The sequence below is a fragment of the Klebsiella sp. 10 genome (assembly GCF_018223925.1).
Taxonomy (GTDB): Bacteria; Pseudomonadota; Gammaproteobacteria; order Enterobacterales; family Enterobacteriaceae; genus Klebsiella; species Klebsiella pneumoniae.
Genome location: NZ_JAGRRB010000005.1, coordinates 242,080 through 266,570 on the forward strand (window position 1 = coordinate 242,080; position 24,491 = coordinate 266,570).

Consider the following 24,491-nt stretch of genomic DNA (forward strand, 5'->3'; position numbering starts at 1 on the left):
TCCTTCGTGATGCCGATCATAAATTAAACATCTCGCCCTTTCTTATGGAACCGATACCATCTAGCGTATTAAGGAGATTAAGCAACAAACGCCGGGAGTAAGAGCGCGATGGCCAGAAAAATTATTGTCGTTACCGCTGCGTATGGTAATGACCATGTTAAATCCTTAGGCGGGCAGGCCGCCGTCCTGCCGTTTATCGCCAACGCCGGCGCGGACGGCGTCGAAATCCGCCGCGAGCTGTGCAGCGCGGAAGAGCTCAACGCTCTGCCCTCGCTGGCGGCCACCATTGAGCGCCACGGCCTGCTGGCCTGCTACTCCGCGCCGCAGGCGCTGTTCACCGACAACGGCGAGCTTAACCCGGATCTCCCGACGCTGCTCGCGGAAGCGCAAACTCTGAACGCTCTGTGGCTGAAGCTCTCCCTTGGCCATTTCCTCCACAATCAGCAGTTGGATGAGCTGCGCGATATCCTCAGCGACAGCGGCATGGCGTTGGTGGTAGAGAATGACCAGACCGACTGCGGCCAGCTGGCGCCGATGCAGCGCTTCAAAGCCGCCTGCCGGGTCCATCAGCTGCCGATCACCTTAACGTTTGATATGGGCAACTGGCTGTGGGTTGGCGATTCGCCGGAAGAGGCGGCACGTCATCTTGCGCCGGCAGTCAGCTATATTCATGTTAAAGCGGCGGAGCCTCATCATGAGAAATTCCGCGCTGTACCGCCGGATCAGGCCGCCGAACGCTGGCTGGCCCTGCTCGATAATCTTCCCGCCGACGCGCCGCGTGGAATCGAGTTTCCGCTGACTGGCCATGACCTGACGGCCGTGACCCGCCGCTACGTCAACCTGTTACGCGAGGATTAAGTCGTGGAAAATTTAGATGTCATCACCATCGGCGAAGCTATGGCCATGTTTGTCGCCACCGAAACCGGGGATCTGGCCGAGGTGGAGCATTTCATGAAACGTGTCGCCGGCGCCGAGCTGAACGTCGCCACCGGCCTGGCGCGCCTGGGTCTGAAAGTCGGCTGGGTGAGCCGCGTCGGCAACGACAGCTTTGGCCGCTTCGTACTGCAATCGCTGGCGAAAGAGGGGATCGATAGCCACGCTGTGGCCATCGACAACCGCTTCGCTACCGGTTTCCAGATGAAATCGAAAGTCGAAAATGGAACCGATCCCATTGTGGAGTATTTCCGCAAAGGATCCGCAGCCAGCCATCTTTCGCCGGACGATTTTCGCGCCGACTACTTCACCAGCGCCCGCCATCTGCACCTGAGCGGCGTCGCGGCGGCCCTTTCTGAGAGCTCTTACGCGTTGCTGGAGCATGCGGCGAAGGTAATGAAAGCCGAAGGAAAAACCCTCTCTTTCGACCCCAATCTGCGCCCGGTGCTGTGGAAAAGCGAAGCCGAGATGGTGGAGAAACTCAACCGTCTCGCCTTCCAGGCTGACTGGGTTTTGCCAGGCTTAAAAGAGGGCGTGATTCTTACCGGCCAGCAGACCCCGGAAGGGATTGCCGATTTCTATCTCTCCCGCGGCGTCAAGGCGGTAGTCATTAAAACCGGCTGCGACGGCGCCTGGTTCAAGAGCGCCAGCGGCGAACAGGGAACGGTCGATGCCATTAAAGTCGATAACGTCGTCGATACCGTCGGCGCCGGCGACGGCTTTGCCGTCGGGGTGATTAGCGCCCTGCTGGAAGGCAAAACCCTGCTTCAGGCGGTGAACCGCGGCAATAAAATCGGTTCGCTGGCGATTCAGGTCCAGGGCGACAGCGAGGGGCTGCCCACTCGCGACGCGCTGGGCGAGTAACTTTTCTACGCAACGATAACAGCCGTCCTGTACCCTACCTGCAGCGCGGCACAGCAGCGTCCGTTTCGACGGACGTATGTCTCCTCATTGACAGAGGCAAGCCTATGAATAGCTCAACAAATGCAACGAAACGCTGGTGGTACATCATGCCTATCGTGTTTATCACGTATAGCCTGGCGTACCTCGACCGCGCCAACTTCAGCTTCGCCTCCGCGGCAGGCATTACCGAAGACCTGGGCATCACCAAGGGGATCTCCTCCCTGCTGGGGGCGCTGTTCTTCCTCGGCTACTTCTTCTTCCAGATCCCCGGCGCTATCTATGCGGAGCGCCGCAGCGTTCGCAAACTGATCTTTATCTGCCTGATCCTGTGGGGCGGTTGCGCCTCCCTGACCGGTATTGTGCATAATATCCCGGCGCTGGCGGCGATCCGCTTTATCCTCGGCGTCGTCGAAGCCGCGGTGATGCCGGCGATGCTTATCTATATCAGCAACTGGTTCACCAAATCAGAGCGCTCTCGCGCCAACACCTTCCTGATCCTCGGTAACCCGGTGACGGTCCTGTGGATGTCGGTAGTCTCCGGCTACCTGATTCAGGCCTTCGGCTGGCGGGAAATGTTCATCATCGAAGGGGTGCCGGCGGTGATCTGGGCCTTCTGCTGGTGGGTGCTGGTGAAAGATAAGCCGTCGCAGGTGTCCTGGCTGGCGGAGAGTGAAAAAGCGGCGCTGCAGGAACAACTGGATCGTGAACAGCAAGGCATCAAAGCGGTGCGTAACTATGGCGAAGCCTTCCGCTCCCGCAACGTGATCCTGCTCTGCGCGCAGTATTTTGCCTGGAGTATCGGCGTATACGGCTTTGTACTGTGGCTGCCGTCGATTATCCGCAGCGGCGGTGAAAATATGGGGATGGTGGAAGTGGGCTGGCTCTCTTCTGTCCCGTACCTGGCGGCCACCATCGCCATGATCGTCGTCTCCTGGGCCTCGGATAAACTGCAAAACCGTAAGCTGTTCGTCTGGCCGCTGCTGCTGATTGGCGGACTGGCCTTCATCGGTTCCTGGGCGGTCGGCGCCAACCACTTCTGGGTCTCCTACACCCTGCTGGTGGTAGCCGGGGCGGCAATGTATGCGCCTTACGGCCCCTTCTTCGCCATTATTCCGGAAATGCTGCCGCGCAACGTCGCCGGGGGCGCCATGGCGCTGATCAACAGCATGGGCGCCCTGGGCTCCTTCTGCGGCTCGTGGTTTGTCGGCTACCTGAACGGCGCCACCGGCAGCCCCGCAGCGTCCTATATTTTTATGGGGGTAGCGCTTTTCGCCTCAGTATGGCTGACTTTGATTGTTAAGCCTGCTAATAATCAAAACCTTCCACTTGGCGCTCATCACGCCTGAACGACTCATACTACGGAGATTCGCATGAAGCCGTCTGTCATTCTCTATAAAACGCTTCCCGACGACCTGCTACAGCGTCTGGAGGAGCACTTTTCCGTCACTCAGGTGAAAAACCTGCGGCCGGAGACCGTTTCGCAGCACGCTGAGGCCTTCGCCCAGGCTGAAGGCCTGCTGGGCTCCAGCGAAAAGGTTGACGCCGCGCTGCTGGAGAAGATGCCGAAGCTGCGTGCGACCTCCACCGTTTCCGTTGGCTATGACAACTTCGACGTCGAGGCGCTGAACGCCCGCCGGGTGCTGCTGATGCATACCCCGACCGTGCTGACCGAGACCGTCGCCGATACGGTCATGGCGCTGGTGCTGAGTACCGCGCGCCGGGTGGTGGAAGTGGCGGAGCGCGTCAAAGCGGGTGAATGGACGAAGAGCATTGGTCCGGACTGGTTCGGCACGGATGTTCACCATAAAACCTTAGGCATCGTCGGCATGGGCCGCATCGGTATGGCGCTGGCGCAGCGCGCCCACTTCGGGTTCGGCATGCCAATCCTGTATAACGCGCGTCGCCAGCATCCGCAGGCGGAAGAACGCTTCAATGCCCGCTATTGCGATCTCGATACCCTGCTGCAGGAGGCTGACTTTGTCTGCCTGATCCTGCCCCTGAGCGAAGAGACTCACCATCTGTTCGGTCAGGCGCAGTTTGCCAAAATGAAATCTTCCGCCATCTTCATTAACGCCGGGCGTGGCCCGGTAGTGGACGAGCAGGCGCTGATCGCCGCCCTGCAGAACGGTGAGATCCACGCTGCCGGTCTCGATGTGTTCGAACACGAACCGCTGGCCAAGGACTCACCGCTGCTGAGCCTGCCGAACGTCGTCGCGCTGCCGCATATCGGCTCCGCCACCCATGAGACGCGCTACAACATGGCGGCCTGTGCGGTGGACAACCTGATCGACGCCCTGAACGGCAACGTAGAGAAAAACTGCGTCAATCCGCAGGTAAAATAAGCCATAAAAAAACCCGGGTAACGGCGGCAACCGCCCTCCCCGGGTTCTTTTTGCATCCTGTCCATCATCCTGCCCGTTCGCCGCAGCCAACGTCAGCCAGATGAAGCATTAACGGGTGGCGTTCACCGCCGCCGTCCATGCCTGATTAAACGCCTGATGCTGCGCCGCCAGCGGCCCAATCAGCGCATTGTACTGGCTGGCCTGCTGGGAGGTCGGGAACTGAATGCCGTTGGCGACAAAGCTCACCTGCGTCCCCTGCTGAGCGACAAAATCCCCAACCTGAACCAGCTGCTGGGTAAAGATCTGCGCGGCCGGGATCAGCGGCTGCAGCGCGTCGGCTGGCGCCGTCACCACCTTGGCGTAAACCTGATCGAAGACCGGCTTGAGATCGTCAGCCTGCTTCAGCGCGCCATGCGCGGCATCGGCCTGCATTTTCGCATTCTGCAGCTGCTGGCTGAGCACGCCCAGCGCGCCGTTCGCCTGACGCAGCGGCTCACGCTGGGTCATATAATCCTGCGGGACGCGGATCGCATTGACGCTGTCCACCACCGGGCGCAGACCAGCGTCCATCGCCTGGCTCACCTGCTGCGAGTAACCGTAGATCACCGCGTAGTCAGAGACAAAAGGCCCAAACTGTTTTTTCTGATCGGCGGTCAGCGTCGGCAGACGTTCACCGCTACGCATCGCCGTATTCTGCAGGAAGTCGATAAACGCTTTGCGCTGATCGCCCTCTTTATCAAAACACCCACTCAGGCTAACCACCATCAATAAGGCCGCCATAGCCGCAAACCAGCGAGAGCAGGACTTTCCTGTCGCCATTTTTTTACTCCTTTCAGCCAAAAAAAGCGCACAACGGCACACACGTGCCAGACGCTGACAAGGATAGTCCAGCTCGGCCTCGCAGGATACCCTTTCCTGCTAATCTTACGCGGGAAAAACACCATTTTGCACGCCATCGTCGCGCTGTAGAACGTCTGTTATGCGCATCACAAATATGGTCTTAAGATCAGGTGGGCCAGAACTTAATAAGTCATTGATATTAATATAAATAAAAAGCCACAACCCGGCACTGCGCCTTAAAGCGGACGATAATCGCACGCTTTGGCACGCGTCTGGATTGCCTGCCTCGCACTTCAATGATTTGATGAATGAGCGATTAACGGCGATATGTTCGATTATCGCACAAATCAAACTCAACGACGCGAAGGCGACGATAATAATAAACCTCTGTCCCTCGCTCAGTCTGCCAGGAAAGCCGTATGACTAAGACAACCATCGACATTCAGGCCTTTATCAACGAGCACCCCTTCACCCGCTACCAGTGGATGATCCTTGCGCTCTGCTTTATCACCGTCGCGATGGACGGGTTCGATACCGCAATTATCGGGTTCATCGCCTCCGACCTGGTGCAAGAGTGGGGCGTGGAAAAATCGGCTCTCGGCCCGGTGATGAGCGCCGCGCTGGTGGGTCTGGCGGTCGGCGCCTTAACCGCAGGGCCGCTGGCTGACCGCATCGGCCGCAAAAAAGTGCTGATCATGTCGATCGTGGTGTTCGGCGGATTCAGCCTGCTCACCGCCTTCGCCACCAGCCTTAATCAGCTGACGCTGCTGCGCTTCCTGACCGGTCTGGGCCTTGGCGCGGCGATGCCGAATGCCGCGACGCTAATGAGTGAATATGCGCCGGAGCGCCGTCGGGCGCTGCTGGTGAACCTGATGTTTGTCGGCTTTCCGATGGGATCTTCGCTGGGCGGCTTTTTATCCGCCTGGATGATCCCGCACTATGGCTGGCAGAGCGTGCTGGTGCTGGGCGGCGTGATGCCCCTCCTGCTGGCGGTGGCATTAATATTCCTGCTGCCAGAGTCCGTCCGCTATCTGGTGGTGAAGCAGCACCCGGCGCAGCGCATTGCTGCTATCCTGCGCCGTATCGCACCGCTGCCGAAGGCAGTGGAATTTGTACTACGCGAAGCAGGCCAGGTGAAAGAGAAATCCGCGATCGGCGTCATTTTCTCCCCTCGCTACGCGGTGGGTACCGTGATGCTGTGCCTGACCTACTTTATGGGCCTGCTGATTTTCTATCTGCTGACCAGCTGGCTGCCGCTGCTCATCCGTGAAACCGGTGCCTCGATGAGTCAGGCCTCAATTATCACCGCCCTGTTCCCGCTCGGCGGCGGGATTGGCGTGCTGATCCTCGGCGCCCTGATGGACAAGATTAACCCCAATAAAGTGGTGGCCGTCGGCTGGCTGCTGACCGGCGTTTTTGTCTGCCTGGTGGGCTTCTCCACCAGCAGCCTGGCGCTAATGGGAGTGATGGTCTTTATCGCCGGCAGCATTATGAACGGCGCGCAGTCGTCGATGCCGGCGCTGGCGGCTGGCTTCTATCCGACGCAGGGGCGCGCCACCGGCGTCGCCTGGATGCTGGGTATCGGCCGCTTCGGCGGCATCCTCGGCGCGTTCAGCGGCGCCTTCCTGATGCAGGCTCAGCTCTCCTTTGAAACCATCTTCACCCTGCTGGCCATCCCGGCGTTCCTGTCAGCCTTTGCGCTGCTGATCAAGTACCGGGTCAGTAAATCCGTGCCGGCGACGACAGATGAGGCGAGAAGCCTGCAGAAAGCCTAACCCTATAAGCCGGCGCCCCGCGCCGGCTTTGCCGCTTTTTTCTTATCCGTTTACAAAAATTTTCGAAGCCACCTCATCGCGTTAATAATCATTCTTTTAGGCTACGCTGCCGTTTGGCTGTCGGGGCAGATTCGATAGCCTGTTGGCAAATAATCACCGACGTTACCATCCCTTGCGCCATTTTCTGACTATTCTTAATGAGCTATAGAAAAATCTTTTCCGCTGTGTGATAAAAGGAGTTCTCAATGGAATATAAAGATCCCGTGTTTGAACTGCTGAGCAGCCTGGAACACATCGTTTTTAAGGATGATAATCAGAAACTTACCTCAAACCGTAAGTCCACTGTATTTAGTGAATTTGAACAGCTGCGTAAAGGCACTGGACTTAAGATTGACGACTTTGCCAACGTCATGGGCGTGAGCGTCGCCATGGTAAGAGAGTGGGAGTCGAGACGGGTCAGACCGTCTCCCACCGAGCTGAAATTGATGCGCCTGATTCAGGCCAATCCACAGCTTTCACGACAATTACTCGATTAATCTCGCGCGCAGCGGCAAAGGCCAGTAAGGGAGCTTTTGCCGCTGCACCGTAAAAAAAGTTTGCTATCAGGTGCTGAACGTGCGTTAATGCTCGCAGGTTTGATGTACAGACCACAGAGCAGTCGAATAGAGCAGTCCTTCTAAGGTTATCCAAAGATACCCCCGTAGTGAACTTTCCCTTTATCGCTTTAAATCTGTAGTCCAGACCCCTACGCCGCAAGGCTCACTTATTTTTTTAAAGGTAATTCACTATGTCCGGTAAAATGACTGGTATCGTAAAATGGTTCAACGCTGACAAAGGCTTCGGCTTCATCACTCCTGACGATGGCTCTAAAGACGTGTTCGTACACTTCTCTGCTATCCAGAACGATGGCTACAAATCCCTGGACGAAGGTCAGAAAGTATCCTTCACCATCGAAAGCGGCGCTAAAGGCCCGGCAGCTGGCAACGTAACTTCTCTGTAAGTTCAAGCCGCTAAGAATCGAGAATCCCTGCCTGATGGCGGGGATTTTTTTTATCTGTCGCCAGTAGCCGCCAGCATAAGATGGCGGCTACTGGGCATTCAGAGCAGGGAAAAGTGCCAGCCCGTCTCCCGCCACGCCAGACTATGGGTCAGCTTCAGACCTTGTAAAAACGCCTCATCATGCGACACCACCAGCATCGCGCCGGGAAACGCCGCCAGCGCGCTTTCAATAGCCTGCGTCGATGCTAAATCGAGATGGTTGGTCGGCTCATCCAACAAAAGCAGTTGGGCAGGCTCGCGTCGCCAGAGCACGCACGCCAGCGCCGCTTTCAGGCGCTCGCCGCCGCTGAGCGCCGACAGCGGCAGAGTGACCTTATCCGCGCCCAGCTGGAGCTGCGCCAGGCGGGTGCGCAGGAGGCCCTCATCCAACGGGGTATCTTCCAGGCTCAGGTGCGCCATTACCGACAGGGATAAATCCAGCTGCGTCAGATGTTGATCGAGGTAAGCGGCGCTCACCGAAAGCCGGACATCGCCTGACGCGGCCTGCTCCAGCCCCAACAGCGTTTTCAGCAAAGTGGTTTTGCCACAGCCGTTTGGCCCCTTTAGCGCGATGCGCATCGGACCATCGATACGCCAGTTCAGCGGCGCAGCCGGCGCATGGTCGAGCTGTAATGACTCCACCACCAGCACCTGCTTGCCGGCGGCCACTTCGCTACCCGGCAGGGTGAACATCACCGGATTGTCGTCTTCTATCCGCTCCCGCGCCTGCTGCACGGCGGCATTCAGACTGCTGTTCTGTTCACGATGCTGACGGCGCAGCGCTCCCGGGCGCTCTTTTGCCGCGCCTTTGTACTTCACGCGTTCGAAGGAGGCGATATTTAGCGTATCAACGGTACGCAGCGTCTGAGCCGAGCGCCGCTGGGCGGCGTCATGCTCCTTTTGCATTCGCGCGCGGGTGCGCCGTCGGTCGGTCACGGCATGCTCCAGCGCCGCGCGCGCGGCCTGCTGCTCCGCCATACGCTGGCGCTGATATTCAGCATAGTTGCCGCCGTAGCTGCGCAGCGCCGTCGGCGTCAGCTCAATAATCCTCGGCATCCGCGTCAGCAGCTCGCGGTCGTGGCTGGCGATCAGAGCCCCGCCCTGCCAGCTTTCCAGTTGGTGATAGAGCCACTCCCGCCCCTGGCGGTCCAGATGGTTGGTAGGCTCATCCAGCAGCAGATAATCGGCGCCCGAGACGAAGGCGCCGCACAGCAGAGCCTTCATCCGCTCGCCGCCGCTGAGTGAAAACGCGGGGCGATCGGCAGAGAACGGCGGGAGATCGGCTTCACGGAACGCTAAACTCAGGCGATCGGTGAGATCCCAGTGACCATCTAACAGATCGAAATCGTCGGCCAGCCCTTGGCCCTGTTCAAGGCGAGACAAGGCGGCAAAAACCGACGCATAGCCCAGCAGCGTAGCGAGGGTGGTCTCCGGCGTGAGCGTCGGCTGCTGCGCTACCCAGGCAACGGCGGCGGCGCGCTCAATATGGCCGCCGGCAGGAGAATCAAGGCCCGCCAGCAGACGCAGCAGACGCGTCTTGCCGACGCCGTTCCGGCCGACCAGGCCGCAAAGGGACGGTTCCAGCGAGACGCTGAGCGGACCAAACAGGGTCTGCCCCGTCGCAAACTGACAGGTGACCTGATGTAAAACAAAAGCGGGGATGTGGGCGCAATGAGCCATAAGCACTCCTGAATGAAATCAATACTCCCCTACCCGCAACGTCTGCGAGGTAAGGCGTGAAATTCATCAGTCGTGTTTGTTCATTTGTGGGGCGCGCTCCGGTGAGACGAGGGATTCGTCGGGACATAGGATAGCCACACTCCGCTATGAATTTCAAGCCCGTTTAATTCAACGACCGTGTAAAAATAAAAAGGCCTCCTGATATCAGGAGGCAAAGGATTTATTTGGTGAACAATGAAAGGGTGCATTGAGAATGCCTGACACCGCAAGCATGGTGGGGATAGATCCCCACCAGATGCTCTTACTGTTTAATATCACAGGCTAAGAATGCCACCAGCTCAATATTTCCCTGCCTGCGCTGTAATTCACATAGCGAATCACGAACCATCCAGGTCAATAATAAAATAGTGAAGCAAATCACTACTAAGCCAAACAACAGATACTTTTGCGGCATTCCTCGCCTCCAGTGTTGATTTTCAACAAGTAAGAGGCTACTCTTATGGTGTTCATGCATAGGGGAGCCTCACTTTGATTACTATCAGGTGGGGCTTTTCTCTGTCTGTCTCCCGCTGAATACCTGAGACACACAGTCTCAAGCACCCGCCGCCATTCTAGCGTAAATACCTCTCGGAATTATGTTTATATATTCCTAAAACTTTTCTTCTCGATGAATGCAAATAATGAAGATATCAATGGCAGAATTATTAACGGTTCACCTATTCATATTTCACGTATAAAAAAACCTGCCCTGAGGCAGGTCTTTTATTATTTCCGATACGCTTACTGCAGCAGAGAAATATCCGCGACCTGCAGGAACAGTTCACGCAGTTTGGACAGCAGCGTCAGACGGTTGATGCGAACATCTTTGTCTTCAGCGTTAACCATCACGTTCTCGAAGAACTCATCCACCGGCTCGCGCAGCGCGGCCAGCTCAATCAGCGCATCCTGATAACGGCCTGCGGCGAAATACGGCTGCAGCTTGTCGCGCAGCACCACCAGATTACCCGCCAGCTTAATTTCCGCCGCTTCTTTCAGCACCGAAGCGTGAACGATGTCGTTCAGCGTCTCATCGGATTTCGCGAGGATGTTAGAGACACGTTTGTTTGCCGCCGCCAGCGCGGAGGACTCTTCCAGAGTACGGAAGTGCGATACCGCCTTCATACGCGCATCGAAATCCGCCGGGCGGGTTGGACGACGCGCCAGTACCGCCTGGATCGTGTCGACGCCGTAGCCTTCGTCCTGATACCAGGCACGGAAGCGGCCCAGCATAAAGTCGATCACATCATCAACCACGTTGGCGTTGGTCAGCTTCTCACCGTACAGACGAACCGCTTCTTCGGTCAGCGTCTGCAGATCGAGATCCAGGTTCTTCTCAACGATGATACGCAGCACGCCCAGCGCGGCGCGACGCAGCGCAAACGGGTCTTTATCGCCTTTCGGATGCTGACCGATACCAAAGATACCCGCCAGGGTGTCCATCTTATCGGCAATCGCTACCGCGCAGGCCACCGGATTAGATGGCAGCGCGTCGCCAGCAAATCGCGGCTGATACTGCTCGTTCAGCGCCACGGCCACGTCTTCCGCTTCGCCGTCATGGCGCGCGTAGTGCATCCCCATCACGCCCTGGGTGTCGGTGAACTCGAAGACCATGTTGGTCATCAGGTCGCACTTGGACAGCAGGCCCGCGCGGGTTGCGTGGTTCACGTCAGCGCCAATCTGTTCGGCAATCCAGCCCGCCAGCGCCTGGATGCGATCGGTCTTGTCGCGCAGGGTGCCCAGCTGCTGCTGGAACAGCACGGTTTCCAGACGCGGCAGGTTATCTTCCAGACGTTTTTTACGGTCGGTATTGAAGAAGAACTCGGCATCGGCCAGACGCGGACGGACCACCTTCTCGTTACCGGAGATGATCTGCTGCGGATCTTTGGACTCGATGTTGGCCACGAAGATAAAGTTCGGCAGCAGTTTGCCGGCGTTGTCGTAGACCGGGAAGTACTTCTGGTCGCCCTTCATGGTGTAAACCAGCGCTTCAGACGGCACCGCGAGGAATTTTTCTTCGAACTTCGCCGTCAGCACCACCGGCCATTCCACCAGCGAGGTGACCTCTTCCAGCAGGCTTTCGCTCAGATCGGCTTGACCGCCGATCTTACGCGCCGCCTCTTGCGCATCAGCTTTGATTTTGGCTTTACGCTGTTCGTAATCGGCGATGACTTTACCGCGCTCCAGCAGGATCTGCGGGTACTGGTCGGCATGGTCGATGGTGAACTCCGGCTCGCCCATAAAGCGATGGCCGCGAATCACGCGATCGGACGGAATACCGAGGATAGTGGCCGGGATCACTTTGTCACCCAGCAGCAAAGTCACCGTGTGTACCGGACGCACGAAGTGGACGTCAGACGCGCCCCAGCGCATCAGTTTCGGGATCGGTAGCTTCGCCAGCGAGCTGGCAATCATGTTCGGCAGCAGCGCTTCGGTGCTTTCGCCCTTCACATGGGCGCGATACAGCAACCACTCGCCTTTGTCCGTGGTCAGACGTTCGGCCTGATCGACGGTGATACCGCAGCCGCGCGCCCAGCCTTCGGCCGCTTTGCTTGGCTTGCCTTCGGCATCGAACGCCTGGGCAATAGCCGGGCCGCGTTTTTCCACTTCGCGATCGGCTTGCGCCGCCGCCAGGTTGGCCACCTTCAGCGCCAGACGACGCGGGGCGGCAAACCATTCCACTTTACCGTGCGCAAGGCCAGCGTTATCCAGCTCCGCGGTCACATTCGCAGCAAAAGATTCCGCCAGGCTGCGCAGCGCTTTTGGTGGCAGCTCTTCAGTGCCGATTTCCACCAGAAAAGTATTCTCAGACATGGCCGCCTCTTATTTATTCTTGTTGCACATCGGGAAGCCGAGCGCTTCACGGGAAGCGTAGTACGCTTCCGCCACTGCTTTAGTCAGGGTGCGAATGCGCAGGATATAGCGCTGACGCTCGGTGACGGAGATGGCTTTACGCGCATCCAGCAGGTTGAAGCTGTGAGCCGCTTTCAGAATACGCTCGTAGGCCGGCAGCGGCAGCGGGGTCTCCAGCGCCAGCAGCTGCTGGGCCTCTTTCTCATACTGTTCGAAGCAGGTGAACAGGAAGTCGACGTCGGCATATTCGAAGTTATAGGTGGACTGCTCCACTTCGTTCTGGTGGAACACGTCGCCGTAGGTGGTTTTCCCCAGCGGGCCATCGCTCCAGACCAGGTCATAGACGCTGTCCACACCCTGGATGTACATCGCCAGACGCTCCAGACCGTAGGTGATCTCGCCGGTCACCGGCTTACACTCGAGGCCGCCGACCTGCTGGAAGTAGGTGAACTGCGTCACTTCCATGCCGTTGAGCCACACTTCCCAGCCCAGACCCCAGGCGCCCAGCGTCGGGTTTTCCCAGTTGTCTTCGACAAAGCGAATGTCGTGGATAGTCGGGTCCATACCCAGCTCTTTCAGCGACCCGAGGTACAGCTCCTGGATGTTGTCCGGAGAGGGTTTAATCACCACCTGGAACTGATAGTAGTGCTGTAAACGGTTCGGGTTTTCGCCATAGCGGCCATCGGTTGGACGACGGGAAGGCTGTACGTAGGCGGTCGCCATCGGCTCCGGTCCTAACGCGCGCAGGCAGGTCATCGGGTGAGAGGTGCCGGCGCCGACTTCCATGTCCAGTGGTTGAACAATGGTGCAGCCCTGACGAGCCCAGTAATCCTGTAAGGTCAGGATCAGGCCCTGGAAGGTCCTGGTATCAAACTTTTGCATATGATTTCGTGCTGGATACGTGTGGATTTAAAGGAAGGAGTCAGTATACCCGCTGGCTGCGAGATATACAGTACGAAACGGCGTTGTTTCAGGAAAACGGACGAAATTTACGCCAGGCGGGGTCGATTCAGCGCATCGAAAGATGCATAAACTGGCCGTCCGGGTCAAAGGAACAGATGAAACGCTCATTCTTGCCGGTACGGCCAGAAAGCTCATAGCTCGCCTGGAATTGTTCAAAGTGGTTCACGTCAACGAGCTGCGTTTGCGTGTTATAGCGGATAGCCGCCTGATCCTTGCAAAGCTGCGCCATATTGAGCGTGGTTTGCGGCGTAATACGAGCGCGCTGCGCTTTTTGCGTCGGCGGGGAGACGGTCTCGCTGCAGCCCGCGAGGAGCAGCACCAGCATGACGGAAACAACACCTTTCACCACGTTCTCCTCCACCGCCTTGTTAGCAAGTTGTTATCCTAAAGATTCAGTATTACAGGTATTTTGCGAATATCATGAAACTGCGACAAGTCTGTGACCGAAAACTCAGACTAATCTATTGCGACACCGGGAAACCGGGCAGGTCATATCTTATTTCGCCAGCAGACATTGAGGGACTGATGCAAGAAAAGATACACTGGATCACCAACCTGCGCGGCATCGCCTGCATGATGGTGGTGATGATCCACAGCACCAGCTGGTATATCACTCACCCCCATGCGATTACCCTGCTGCAATGGGATATCGCCAATCTGCTCAATTCCGCCTCCCGCGTCAGCGTGCCGCTGTTTTTTATGATCTCGGGCTACCTCTTTTTTGGGGAACGCAGCGCCCAGCCGCGCCATTTCTGGCGGATTGGCCTGTGCATTGCGTTCTATAGCGCGCTATCTCTGCTGTATATCACGCTGTTTACCCATATCAACGTCGAGCTGTCGTTAAAGAATTTGCTGCAGAAGCCCGTCTTCTACCACCTGTGGTTTTTCTTTGCTATCGCCGTCATCTACCTGCTCTCGCCGCTGCTTCAGGTTAAGTCCACCAGTAGCACAATGCTGCTGGCGCTGATGGCGATCCTCGGCATTCTGGCCAACCCCAATATGGTCAGCGTTAAAGCCGCCGGGATTGAGTGGCTGCCAGTCAACCTTTATATCAACGGCGACACCTTCTACTACGTGCTCTACGGCGTGCTGGGCAGAGCCATTGGCACCCTGGACACCGATAAAAAATGGCTAACACCGCTCTGCGCCGCGCTGTTCATCGCCGCCGTGTGGGTCATTTCCCGCGGCACGCTGCATGAGCTGCGCTGGCGCGGAGACTTCGGCGACACCTGGTATCTCTACTGCGGACCGGCGGTGTTTGTTTGCGCGGTCACCCTGCTGACGCTGGCCAAAAACTGGCTTAACGCGCGTCCCCTGCCCGGTATCGCCTGCATTGCGCGACATTCGCTGGGGATCTACGGCTTTCATGCCCTGATAGTGCATGCGCTGCGCGCCAGCCATCTGGAGCTATCCCGCTGGCCGCTGCTGGATATTGTGTGGATATTTAGCGCCGCCCTGCTCGGCAGCCTGCTGCTGTCAGGCCTGGTGCAGCGGATTGATAGCCGCCGGCTGGTCAGCTAACGGTCCGCCGCCCGGAGGGGCCCGACTTACGTCTCAGGCCCCTCTTCCGTCACGCTGAGAGGTTCCCGTAAGCGCGTCGGGTCCCAGACATCACGCACGTTTTTCTGTACCGCAACAGCGCCAAACAGGCTCAAAAAATACGCCAGCCCATAGAACCCTTTCTCGCTGAGCAGCAGAGTGGCATTCCACAGTCCGATAACCAGCAGACCTACAGCGATAACGAAGACCACCAGACAGGTGGTGTAGTACAGCGCGGTGGTCGGAATGGCTTCATACTTATCGCGCACCGTCTTTTGATAAGATGCCGCGGCAAACAGCCCCAGTACCAGGACGGCAAAATAATAGCCTTTCTCATTCAACTGCATATCGGCATTCCACAGCCCCACCAGATAGGTGACGATGCCGCCGATCAGGGCAATCCAGGAGATCAAATGAAACGCAGGAGAATACGTCGCGTGCTTGTTTTCCATCACTTTTTACCTTTTACGCGCCTCGGGGCGGCGCTTATTCCGTTTTTTGCATCGCGCGGGCGATGCGGGTCCGTTCGGGGGTTGCCGATGCGCCATATAAGCAGACAAACCATGCCGCGATATAGACGGCTTTTTCATGCCAGTCTGCCGGTACATACCAGGCGCCGACCAGCAGCAGGCCGACCGATAGCAGCAGCACCAGCCGGCATAAGGCAATAAAACCGTCGTCCTGTTCCTGCCACTGACTGGCGCGCTGATGGGCGAGAACAGCAAACATCCCCATCACCAGCACGCCGAGAAAATACCCTTTGCCGCTGAACAGCGGGCAGGTCCGCCAGATACCGAGCAGATAAACCAGCGATCCTGTCGCCATCATCCCCCTGGCAATATTGCGTTTTGTGATCATCTCACCTCCCTGGTCGACAGGGGCTGATTATGACCGACTCCCTCGGCGATGCCTCAGATTACGTACGACAATGCGGAGATTTCGGAATAAATAAATACGCATTTATGGATGGATGTAGCCGGGACATTCAGGAAGGGAATCCGCCCGGCGCTGCCGGACGGACTGAGGCTAAGACATCAGCGGTTTCAGTTGCTGATAAATCTGGCGGAAGGTTTCCCGCTGCGGCGCATAGTGGGCCACACGGCGATCGTCCGGGCGATGGGCTTGTTCAAGCGGCAGCGGCTTCAGCAGCCCGGGGCGGTCTGCCTCGTCGTGAACCGCCAGCTGCGCCAGCCTGGCCGCCCCCAGCGCCGGGCCGACATCGCCCCCGGTACGGTAATCGAGCTGCAGGCCGCTGATATCCGCCAGCATTTGCCGCCAGTAAGCGCTGCGCGCCCCGCCGCCGATAAGCGTGATGCTCTGCGGCTTGATGCCGCAGGCGTGCACCACGTCCATACCATCCGCCAGCGCATAGCCCACCCCTTCCAGCACCGCCCGCGCCAGCTCTGCCGGCCCATGCTGATGCGTCAGGCCAAAAAAGACGCCCTTAGCCTGCGGGTTGTTGTGCGGCGTGCGTTCGCCAGACAGATAGGGCAGGAACCACACCGGACCGGCGCTTTCATCCGCCGTCTGCGCCGCCGCGATCAGCGCCGGCACGCTGGCGAGACCGGTTAATTTTGCCGCCCAGTCCAGACAGGAGGCCGCGCTGAGCATCACCGACATCAAATGCCAGCGGCCCGGCAGGGCATGGCAGAAGCTGTGCACCGCGCTTTCGGGTTTGCTAAGGAACCCTTCACTGACGGCGAAGTAGACGCCTGAGGTGCCCAGCGACAGCATCGCCTGACCGGCATCGGCCATGCCGACCCCGACCGCGCCCGCGGCGTTGTCGCCCCCGCCGCCCACCACCAGCGCCGGCGGCATATTCCACGCCTGCGCCACCTCAGGTCGCAGTTGCCCGGTGACGTCGCTGCCTTCGAACAGCGCTGGCATCGCATCCCGACTGAGATCGCAGGCGGCGAGCATCTCGTCGCTCCAGTCGCGCCGGGCGACGTCCAGCCACATCGTGCCGGCGGCGTCAGACATATCGCTGGCGAGCTCGCCGGTCATGCGCAGGCGCAGATAATCCTTGGGCAGCAGCACTTTATCGACCTGGCTGAACACTGCCGCCTCGTGGCGCTGTACCCATAAGAGCTTCGGCGCCGTAAAGCCCGGCATCATCAGGTTGCCGGTGATCTGCCGGGAAGCGCTGACTTTGTCTTCCAGCAGCTGGCACTCTTCGGCGCAGCGGCCGTCATTCCATAAAATGGCCGGACGCAGCACCTGTAACGATTTATCCAGTAGGGTGGCGCCGTGCATCTGCCCGGCAATGCCCAGCGCCTTCACGTCGCGCAGGCTATGCTGCGCGCCCAGGGCTTTCATCGCCGTGTCCGTCGCCAGCCACCACTGTTCGGGATCTTGCTCCGACCACAGCGGATGCGGACGCGAGACGGTGAGTTTTTCGGTATGCGATGCCACTACCTCACCCTGCTCATTGAGCAGGATGGCTTTGACGCCCGACGTCCCCAGATCGATGCCGATATACATACTCCCTCTCCTTAAACGCGCGCCACGGCTGAGCGTGGCGCGAACAGAGCATCCTGGTTGCGGCGCCGGTCACCCCGGGCGCCGCCGCATGATTACTTGTCAAACAGATAATGGTTGACCAGATTTTCCAGTTGTTCCTGCTGGCCGCTGCGATGCTGCGGCGCCAGCTGATGCTGAGCGGCATACTGGGCAATATCGCTCAGGGTCATCTGCCCGTTAAGGATCTGCTGCCCCAGCTCACCGTTCCAGCCGGCGTAGCGTCTGGCCACGCGCTTATCCAGTTCGCCGTCCTCGATCATCCGCGCCGCGACCTTCAGCGACAGCGCCATGGTATCCATCGCGCCAATATGACCATAGAACAGATCGTATTTGTCGGTGCTCTGCCGGCGCACTTTCGCATCAAAGTTGAGCCCGCCGGTGGTGAAGCCGCCCGCTTTGAGGATTTCATACATCACCAGCGCGTTCTCTTCGACGCTGTTCGGGAACTGGTCGGTATCCCAGCCCAGCTGCGGATCGCCGCGGTTGGCGTCAACGGAGCCGAACAGCCCCAGCGCAATGGCCGTCGCAATTTCATGATGGAACGAATGGCCGGCGAGCGTGGCATGGTTAGCTTCAATATTCAGTTTAATCTCTTTTTCCAGACCAAACTGTTTGAGGAAGCCGTAAACGGTAGAGGCATCATAGTCATACTGATGCTTGGTCGGCTCCTGCGGTTTGGGCTCAATCAGCAGCGTGCCTTTAAAGCCGATTTTATGCTTATGCTCCACCACCAGCTGCATAAAGCGGCCAATCTGCTCACGCTCCTGGCGCAGGTCGGTATTCAGCAGGGTTTCATAGCCCTCGCGACCGCCCCACAGCACATAGTTTTCACCGCCCAGTTGATGGGTGGCATTCATGGCGGTGACCACCTGGGTGGCCGCCCAGCTAAATACTTCCGGATCCGGGTTGGTGGCCGCGCCGGCGCCGTAGCGCGGGTTGGTAAAGCAGTTTGCGGTCCCCCACAGAAGCTTCACGCCGCTCTGCTGCTGTTTCTCAGCCAGCACCTCGACCATCCGGGCGAAGTTATTGCTGTACTCCTTGAGCGAAGCGCCTTCCGGCGAGACGTCAACGTCGTGGAAGCAGTAGTAAGGCACGTTGAGTTTATGGAAGAATTCGAACGCCACATCGGCTTTGCGTTTGGCCATCTCCAGGGCGTCGCCAGGCTGCTGCCAGGGACGATCAAAGGAGCCCACGCCAAACATATCGGCGCCATTCCAGCAGAAGGTGTGCCAGTAACAGGCCGCAAAACGCAGATGATCTTCCATCCGTTTGCCCAGCACCAGTTCATCCGGGTTGTAATGACGGAAAGCCAGCGGGTTAGTGGATTTCGGGCCTTCGTAACGAACGCGATCGAGTTGATCGAAATAGGTCTGCATAGAGAACTCCATATTCAGAGATGCGGCGAATAACCAATCAGATACCCTAAATAATTCGAGTTGCAGGAAGGCGGCAGGAGCGCAAGTCCCCGGTAACCAGGGGCGGAGCAACGAATGTCACCAACCCACCTACAACTTGAAGTATGACGGGTTTAAGCCAATATAGAATTTCGCTTTCATTTTCCTCAATTACGTTATTTCACACCGCCATTGAGAGAATCCACAAACGTGCGCCAGCTCGCAAAAATAATATCCAGTCGCCGTTGCGCCGCTCTGTCAGAGACAGTCCAGTGCAATAATAAGAGCGTGCATGAATAAAATACGATCGCCGTCATAATTTGCACATTAAACGAAATTTCATAACGGCAAAATAAGAACCGGTAATTGCCAGCCCTGCTTTCCGCGTTAAGAATCTGTAACGTATCCGCAACCTCATGTATCAAACATTATTTTCCGTTCGTCTTACCTACCCTTACAAAAAAGGTATCGTTATTATGAAGATAAAGAACCTTTGCCTTACGCTTTGCGCCAGCTCCCTCCTGCTCGCCAGCATGGCGGGGATGGCGAAAGAAGTGAAGATTGGCATGGCCATCGACGATCTGCGTCTGGAGCGCTGGCAGAAAGACCGTGATATTTTCGTCAATAAAGCGGAATCCTTAGGCGCCAAAGTTTTTGTCCAGTCCGCTAATGGCAATGAAGAAACGCAGATGTCGCAAATTGAAAACATGATCAACCGCGGCGTCGATGTGTTAGTCATTATTCCTTATAACGGCCAGGTACTCAGTAACGTTATTAAAGAAGCCAAGCAGGAAGGTATTAAAGTCCTGGCCTATGACCGTATGATTAATAATGCCGACATTGATTTCTATATATCTTTCGATAATGAAAAAGTTGGTGAAATGCAGGCGCAAAGTCTGGTCGACAAAGTGCCGCAGGGTAATTATTTCCTGATGGGCGGTTCGCCGGTGGATAATAACGCTAAACTGTTCCGCGCCGGACAGATGAAGGTTCTCAAGCCGTATGTCGATGATGGCAAAATTAAGATTGTCGGCGATCAGTGGGTTGACGGCTGGCTGCCGGAGAACGCGCTGAAAATAATGGAAAACGCGCTAACGGCGAATAATAACAAGATCGATGCCGTGGTCGCCTCCAATGACGCCACCGCCGGCGGCGCCATCCAGGCCTTAACCGCCCAGGGGCTGGCCGGCAAAGTGGCGATCTCCGGTCAGGATGCCGACCTGGCGGGCGTGAAGCGCATTATTTCCGGTACCCAGACGATGACCGTCTATAAACCGATTACCACCCTGGCCACCAACGCCGCTGAAATCGCCGTTGAGCTGGGTAACGATAAGCAGCCGAAGGCCGATACCACGCTGAATAACGGCTTAAAAGACGTCCCTTCGCGCCTGTTAACGCCAATTGAGGTAAATAAAGAGAATATCGACGCCACGGTGATTAAAGACGGTTTCCATAAAAAGAGTGAACTGTAATGGCTGACGCCCCGCTGCGGGGCGTCATTTTCATCCCGCCGGATATCACTGTTGCGGAGTCTTTATGACCTGGCTACTCGAAATGAAGAACATCACCAAAACCTTCGGCGCTGTTAAAGCCGTGGATAACGTCAGCCTGCGCCTGAACGCAGGCGAGGTGGTCTCGTTATGCGGTGAAAATGGGTCGGGGAAATCGACGCTGATGAAGGTGCTGTGCGGTATCTATCCGCACGGAAGCTATGAGGGCGAGATTATTTTTGCCGGCGAAACGCTGCAGGCAAACCATATTCGCGATACCGAACGCAAAGGCATCGCCATTATTCATCAGGAGCTGGCGCTGGTGAAACATCTCACCGTGCTGGAGAATATTTTCCTCGGCGCCGAGATATCCCGCCATGGTCTGCTGGATTATGAAACCATGACGCTGCGCTGTCAGAAGCTGTTGGCGCAGGTCAATCTGCCCATTTCCCCCGATACCCGCGTCGGCGACCTCGGCCTTGGTCAGCAGCAGTTGGTGGAGATCGCCAAGGCGCTGAATAAACAGGTTCGCCTGCTGATCCTCGACGAACCGACCGCCTCCTTAACCGAACAAGAAACCGCGACGCTGTTGGCGATCGTTCGCGATCTGCAAAACCACGATATCGCCTGCATCTATATCTCGCATAAGCTCAATGAGGTCAAAGCGATCTCCGATACGATCTGCGTGATCCGCGACGGCCAGCACATCGGCACCCGCGATGCCAGCGGCATGAGCGAAGACGATATCATCACCATGATGGTCGGCCGCGAGCTCACCGCGCTCTATCCCAGCGAGCCGCACGCCCACGGCGAGGAGATCCTGCGGGTTGAACATTTAACCGCCTGGCACCCGGTAAACCGCCATATTAAACGGGTCAATGACGTCTCATTTTCCCTGCGTCGCGGAGAAATCCTCGGCATCGCCGGGCTGGTCGGCGCCGGACGTACCGAGGCGGTACAGTGCCTGTTCGGCGTCTGGCCGGGGCGCTGGCAAGGGGAGATCTTTATTGATGGCCAGCCGGTGAGCATCTCTAACTGCCAGCAGGCCATTGCCCACGGCATCGCCATGGTGCCGGAAGACCGCAAAAAAGACGGCATCGTGCCGGTGATGGCGGTGGGCAAAAACATTACCCTCGCGGCGCTCAACCAGTTCACCGGCGCAATGAGTAGCCTGGACGACGCCGCCGAGCAGCACTGCATTCAGCAGTCCATTCAGCGTTTGAAAATTAAAACCTCCTCGCCGGAGCTGGCGATTGGCCGTCTGAGCGGCGGCAACCAGCAAAAGGCGATTCTGGCGCGCTGTCTGTTGCTCAATCCGCGCATTCTGATCCTCGACGAACCCACCCGTGGCATCGATATCGGGGCGAAGTATGAAATTTATAAACTGATTAACCAGCTGGTGCAGCAGGGCATCGCGGTCATTGTCATTTCATCCGAACTGCCCGAGGTGCTCGGTCTCAGCGATCGGGTGCTGGTCATGCACGAAGGCAGACTAAAAGCCAATTTGGTTAATCAACATCTGACCCAGGAACAGGTGATGGAAGCCGCGCTGAGGAGCGAACGCCATGTCGAAGAACACGTCGTCTGAAATCAAACTCACCCCAACCGCCCCCGCGGCCCTGCCGGCGCTGAAGGGGCTGAATCTCCAGGTCTTCGTGATGATCGCCGCCATCGTCGTCATTATGCTGTTTTTCACCTGGGTTACCGATGGCGCCTACCTGAGCGCACGCAATATCTCCAACCTGCTGCGGCAGACGGCCATCACCGGCATCCTCGCCGTCGGCATGGTGTTTGTGATTATTTCGGCAGAAATCGACTTGTCCGTTGGCTCGATGATGGGGCTGCTGGGCGGCGCTGCGGCGATCTTTGACGTCTGGCTCGGCTGGCCGCTGCCGCTCACCATTCTGGTGACGCTGGTGATGGGCCTGCTGCTCGGCGCGTGGAACGGATGGTGGGTAGCCTATCGCAAAGTGCCCTCGTTTATCGTCACCCTTGCCGGGATGCTGGCGTTTCGCGGCATTCTGATCGGCATCACCAACGGGACCACCGTCTCGCCCACCAGCCCGGCGATGTCGCAGATCGGCCAAAGCTACCTGCCAGACGGCATCGGCTTCGGCATCGGCGTTGTCGGCATGGCGGTGTTTATCGTCTGGCAGTGGCGCGGGCGGATGCGCCGGCAGGCGTTAGGTCTGGCGACCTCGTCCTCCACCGCCGCCGTCGGCCGCCAGGCCATTACCGCGGTGATTGTGCTAGGCGCAATCTGGCTGCTCAATGACTATCGCGGCGTACCGACCCCGGTGCTGATCCTCGCCGCCCTGCTGCTGGCGGGCCTGTTTATGGCCACCCGCACCGCCTTTGGTCGCCGCCTCTACGCCATCGGCGGCAACCTGGAGGCGGCCCGTCTGTCCGGGATTAACGTCGAGCGTACCAAGCTGGCGGTGTTTGCCATTAACGGCCTGATGGTCGCCATTGCCGGGCTAATCCTCAGCTCACGGCTCGGCGCGGGGTCGCCTTCGGCGGGCAATATCGCCGAACTGGACGCCATCGCCGCCTGCGTCATCGGCGGCACCAGCCTGGCGGGCGGCATCGGCAGCGTCGCCGGGGCGGTAATGGGGGCGTTTATTATGTCGGCCCTGGATAACGGCATGAGCATGATGGACGTCGCCACCTTCTGGCAATATATCGTTAAAGGCGCCATTTTGCTGCTGGCGGTGTGGATGGACTCTGCCACCAAGCGGCGCGCATAAGCAGAGACTCTCTGAAGAATGTCTGAATTCTTTGCGCTACCGCCAAACTTCGCCATAAGGCGCTTGAAATATCTCGGGCATTAGCCGGTAGTGTATACCCAACATCATTCGGGTTGCAGACGGCGCCCCCGGCCGCGTACCGGCGTACGTGGCCGGGATGAGTGGTAAGTCAGGCCATCGGCAACATCTTGAATGAAGGGGTATGACCGGGGTTAGAGCAGGAACATTATCTATGTTTGAAAAGCGTCACCGTATTACGCTGTTATTTAACGCCAACAAAGCTTATGACCGCCAGGTAGTTGAAGGTGTCGGCGAGTATCTGCAGGCCTCCCAGTTGGAATGGGATATCTTTATTGAAGAGGACTTTCGGGCACGCATCGAAAACATCAAAGAGTGGTTGGGCGATGGCGTTATCGCCGACTATGACGATCCCGAAATCGAAAAGCTGCTGGCCGATGTCCACGTGCCCATCGTCGGCGTCGGCGGATCTTATCATCAGCCAGAGCAGTACCCGCCGGTCCACTATATCGCCACCGACAACGCCGCGCTGGTGGAAAGCGCTTTTCTCCATTTGAAGGAAAAAGGGGTGCACCGCTTCGCGTTTTACGGACTCCCCGCCTCCAGCGGTAAACGCTGGGCGGTAGAGCGCGAGTATGCCTTCTGCCAGCTGGTCGCGAAGGAGAAGTATCGCGGCGTGGTCTACCAGGGGCTGGAGACAGCGCCGGAGAACTGGCAGCACGCGCAAAACCGGCTCGCCGACTGGCTGCAAACCCTGCCGCCGCAAACCGGCATCATCGCCGTCACCGACGCCCGTGCCCGCCACGTCCTGCAGGCCTGCGAGCTGCTGCATATCCCGGTGCCAGAGAAACTGTGCGTTATCGGCATCGATAACGAGGAGCTAACCCGCTATCTCTCTCGCGTCGCCCTCTCCTCTGTCGCCCAGGGCACCCGCCAGATGGGTTATCAGGCGGCAAAATTACTCCACCGGCTGTTGAATAACGAGGCCCTCCCGCTGCAGCGCCAGCTGATCCCGCCGATGCGCGTCGTTGAGCGACGCTCCACCGACTACCGGTCGTTAAACGATCCCTCCGTGATACAGGCGATGCATTACATTCGCAACAATGCCTGTAAAGGCATCAAGGTGGAACAGGTGCTCGACGCCGTGGGCATCTCTCGTTCTAATCTGGAAAAACGCTTCAAAGAGGAGGTCGGGGAGACCATCCACACGGTGATCCACAGCGAAAAACTGGAAAAGGCGCGCAGCCTGCTGGTGTCCACTAGTCTGTCGATCAATGAGATTTCGCAGATGTGCGGCTATCCGTCGCTGCAATATTTCTATTCGGTGTTTAAGAAGGAGTACGACGTGACGCCGAAGGAGTACCGCGATCGGCACAGCGAGGTGATGCTGTAGGGTAAAAAAATGCCCGGCGACAAGGCC

The 24,491-nt window shown here is 57.8% G+C and carries 22 protein-coding genes; 12 read left to right on the top strand and 10 right to left on the bottom strand.

Annotated elements, in window-relative coordinates:
* Positions 1-108: 108 nt before the first annotated feature.
* From KHQ26_RS07010 to ghrB, 4 genes are all read left to right on the top strand, one after another.
* On the top strand, positions 109-858 hold the full coding sequence (locus KHQ26_RS07010) for a sugar phosphate isomerase/epimerase family protein (RefSeq protein ID WP_002921919.1): 750 nt from the start codon (positions 109-111) through the stop codon (positions 856-858).
* Positions 859-861: 3 nt separating this feature from the next.
* Positions 862-1,797, top strand: a complete 936-nt coding sequence (locus KHQ26_RS07015; protein ID WP_002921921.1) for a sugar kinase — start codon at positions 862-864, stop codon at positions 1,795-1,797.
* 104 nt (positions 1,798-1,901) lie between these two features.
* Complete coding sequence (locus KHQ26_RS07020; protein ID WP_002921927.1) at positions 1,902-3,182, top strand: MFS transporter; 1,281 nt, start codon at positions 1,902-1,904, stop codon at positions 3,180-3,182.
* Between the two features lie 24 nt (positions 3,183-3,206).
* Positions 3,207-4,178 carry a glyoxylate/hydroxypyruvate reductase GhrB gene (ghrB, locus tag KHQ26_RS07025; RefSeq protein ID WP_004145219.1) on the top strand — a complete coding sequence of 324 codons (972 nt, stop codon included), beginning with the start codon at positions 3,207-3,209 and terminating at the stop codon, positions 4,176-4,178.
* A gap of 108 nt (positions 4,179-4,286) precedes the next feature.
* Here ghrB and KHQ26_RS07030 read toward each other — a convergent pair whose 3' ends face one another.
* Entirely contained in the window at positions 4,287-4,997 is a 711-nt protein-coding gene (locus KHQ26_RS07030; protein WP_002921929.1) for a DUF3053 domain-containing protein, read from the bottom strand.
* 440 nt (positions 4,998-5,437) lie between these two features.
* Here KHQ26_RS07030 and KHQ26_RS07035 point away from each other — a divergent pair, with 440 nt between their 5' ends.
* From KHQ26_RS07035 to cspA, 3 genes are all read left to right on the top strand, one after another.
* Complete coding sequence (locus KHQ26_RS07035; RefSeq protein WP_020802000.1) at positions 5,438-6,793, top strand: MFS transporter; 1,356 nt, start codon at positions 5,438-5,440, stop codon at positions 6,791-6,793.
* 245 nt (positions 6,794-7,038) lie between these two features.
* Positions 7,039-7,329, top strand: coding sequence for an HTH-type transcriptional regulator (locus KHQ26_RS07040; RefSeq protein WP_002921931.1), 291 nt, complete (start codon positions 7,039-7,041; stop codon positions 7,327-7,329).
* A gap of 251 nt (positions 7,330-7,580) precedes the next feature.
* On the top strand, positions 7,581-7,793 hold the full coding sequence (gene cspA, locus KHQ26_RS07045) for an RNA chaperone/antiterminator CspA (protein ID WP_000014594.1): 213 nt from the start codon (positions 7,581-7,583) through the stop codon (positions 7,791-7,793).
* A gap of 98 nt (positions 7,794-7,891) precedes the next feature.
* On the opposite strand, the gene KHQ26_RS07050 is transcribed toward cspA, so the two are convergent.
* The 5 genes from KHQ26_RS07050 to KHQ26_RS07070 form a co-directional block, all read right to left on the bottom strand.
* Positions 7,892-9,511: an ATP-binding cassette domain-containing protein gene (locus KHQ26_RS07050; protein ID WP_020805571.1), complete on the bottom strand. Its 1,620-nt coding sequence runs from the start codon at positions 9,509-9,511 to the stop codon at positions 7,892-7,894.
* 301 nt (positions 9,512-9,812) lie between these two features.
* Complete coding sequence (gene hokA, locus KHQ26_RS07055; RefSeq protein WP_002922102.1) at positions 9,813-9,965, bottom strand: type I toxin-antitoxin system toxin HokA; 153 nt, start codon at positions 9,963-9,965, stop codon at positions 9,813-9,815.
* 326 nt (positions 9,966-10,291) lie between these two features.
* Positions 10,292-12,361 carry a glycine--tRNA ligase subunit beta gene (gene glyS, locus KHQ26_RS07060; RefSeq protein WP_002922127.1) on the bottom strand — a complete coding sequence of 690 codons (2,070 nt, stop codon included), beginning with the start codon at positions 12,359-12,361 and terminating at the stop codon, positions 10,292-10,294.
* A gap of 9 nt (positions 12,362-12,370) precedes the next feature.
* Entirely contained in the window at positions 12,371-13,282 is a 912-nt protein-coding gene (glyQ, locus tag KHQ26_RS07065) for a glycine--tRNA ligase subunit alpha (RefSeq protein ID WP_002922128.1), read from the bottom strand.
* A 127-nt stretch (positions 13,283-13,409) separates the two neighbouring features.
* Complete coding sequence (locus KHQ26_RS07070; protein WP_002922129.1) at positions 13,410-13,709, bottom strand: YsaB family lipoprotein; 300 nt, start codon at positions 13,707-13,709, stop codon at positions 13,410-13,412.
* 179 nt (positions 13,710-13,888) lie between these two features.
* On the opposite strand from KHQ26_RS07070, the gene KHQ26_RS07075 reads away from it, so the two are divergent.
* Positions 13,889-14,884 carry an acyltransferase gene (locus KHQ26_RS07075; protein WP_016946692.1) on the top strand — a complete coding sequence of 332 codons (996 nt, stop codon included), beginning with the start codon at positions 13,889-13,891 and terminating at the stop codon, positions 14,882-14,884.
* Between the two features lie 26 nt (positions 14,885-14,910).
* Here KHQ26_RS07075 and yiaA read toward each other — a convergent pair whose 3' ends face one another.
* The 4 genes from yiaA to xylA all read right to left on the bottom strand — a co-directional run bounded on the left by yiaA (position 14,911) and on the right by xylA (position 18,798).
* Positions 14,911-15,357, bottom strand: a complete 447-nt coding sequence (gene yiaA, locus KHQ26_RS07080; protein WP_004188180.1) for an inner membrane protein YiaA — start codon at positions 15,355-15,357, stop codon at positions 14,911-14,913.
* A 31-nt stretch (positions 15,358-15,388) separates the two neighbouring features.
* Positions 15,389-15,760 carry an inner membrane protein YiaB gene (gene yiaB / locus KHQ26_RS07085; protein WP_002922133.1) on the bottom strand — a complete coding sequence of 124 codons (372 nt, stop codon included), beginning with the start codon at positions 15,758-15,760 and terminating at the stop codon, positions 15,389-15,391.
* Between the two features lie 168 nt (positions 15,761-15,928).
* The gene (xylB, locus tag KHQ26_RS07090; RefSeq protein ID WP_004150156.1) at positions 15,929-17,383 is read right to left on the bottom strand and encodes a xylulokinase; all 1,455 of its coding nucleotides are present in this window, start codon (positions 17,381-17,383) and stop codon (positions 15,929-15,931) included.
* Positions 17,384-17,475: 92 nt separating this feature from the next.
* Positions 17,476-18,798, bottom strand: coding sequence for a xylose isomerase (gene xylA / locus KHQ26_RS07095; RefSeq protein WP_002922139.1), 1,323 nt, complete (start codon positions 18,796-18,798; stop codon positions 17,476-17,478).
* A gap of 494 nt (positions 18,799-19,292) precedes the next feature.
* Here xylA and xylF point away from each other — a divergent pair, with 494 nt between their 5' ends.
* From xylF to xylR, 4 genes are all read left to right on the top strand, one after another.
* The gene (gene xylF / locus KHQ26_RS07100; protein WP_004152040.1) at positions 19,293-20,288 is read left to right on the top strand and encodes a D-xylose ABC transporter substrate-binding protein; all 996 of its coding nucleotides are present in this window, start codon (positions 19,293-19,295) and stop codon (positions 20,286-20,288) included.
* A 64-nt stretch (positions 20,289-20,352) separates the two neighbouring features.
* Positions 20,353-21,894, top strand: a complete 1,542-nt coding sequence (locus tag KHQ26_RS07105; RefSeq protein WP_002922346.1) for a xylose ABC transporter ATP-binding protein — start codon at positions 20,353-20,355, stop codon at positions 21,892-21,894.
* Entirely contained in the window at positions 21,872-23,053 is a 1,182-nt protein-coding gene (xylH, locus tag KHQ26_RS07110) for a xylose ABC transporter permease XylH (protein ID WP_020804941.1), read from the top strand. The genes KHQ26_RS07105 and xylH overlap by 23 nt, the downstream gene beginning before the upstream one ends.
* 232 nt (positions 23,054-23,285) lie before the next feature.
* Positions 23,286-24,464, top strand: coding sequence for a D-xylose utilization transcriptional activator XylR (gene xylR / locus KHQ26_RS07115; protein WP_002922351.1), 1,179 nt, complete (start codon positions 23,286-23,288; stop codon positions 24,462-24,464).
* The last annotated feature ends 27 nt before the right edge of the window (positions 24,465-24,491 follow it).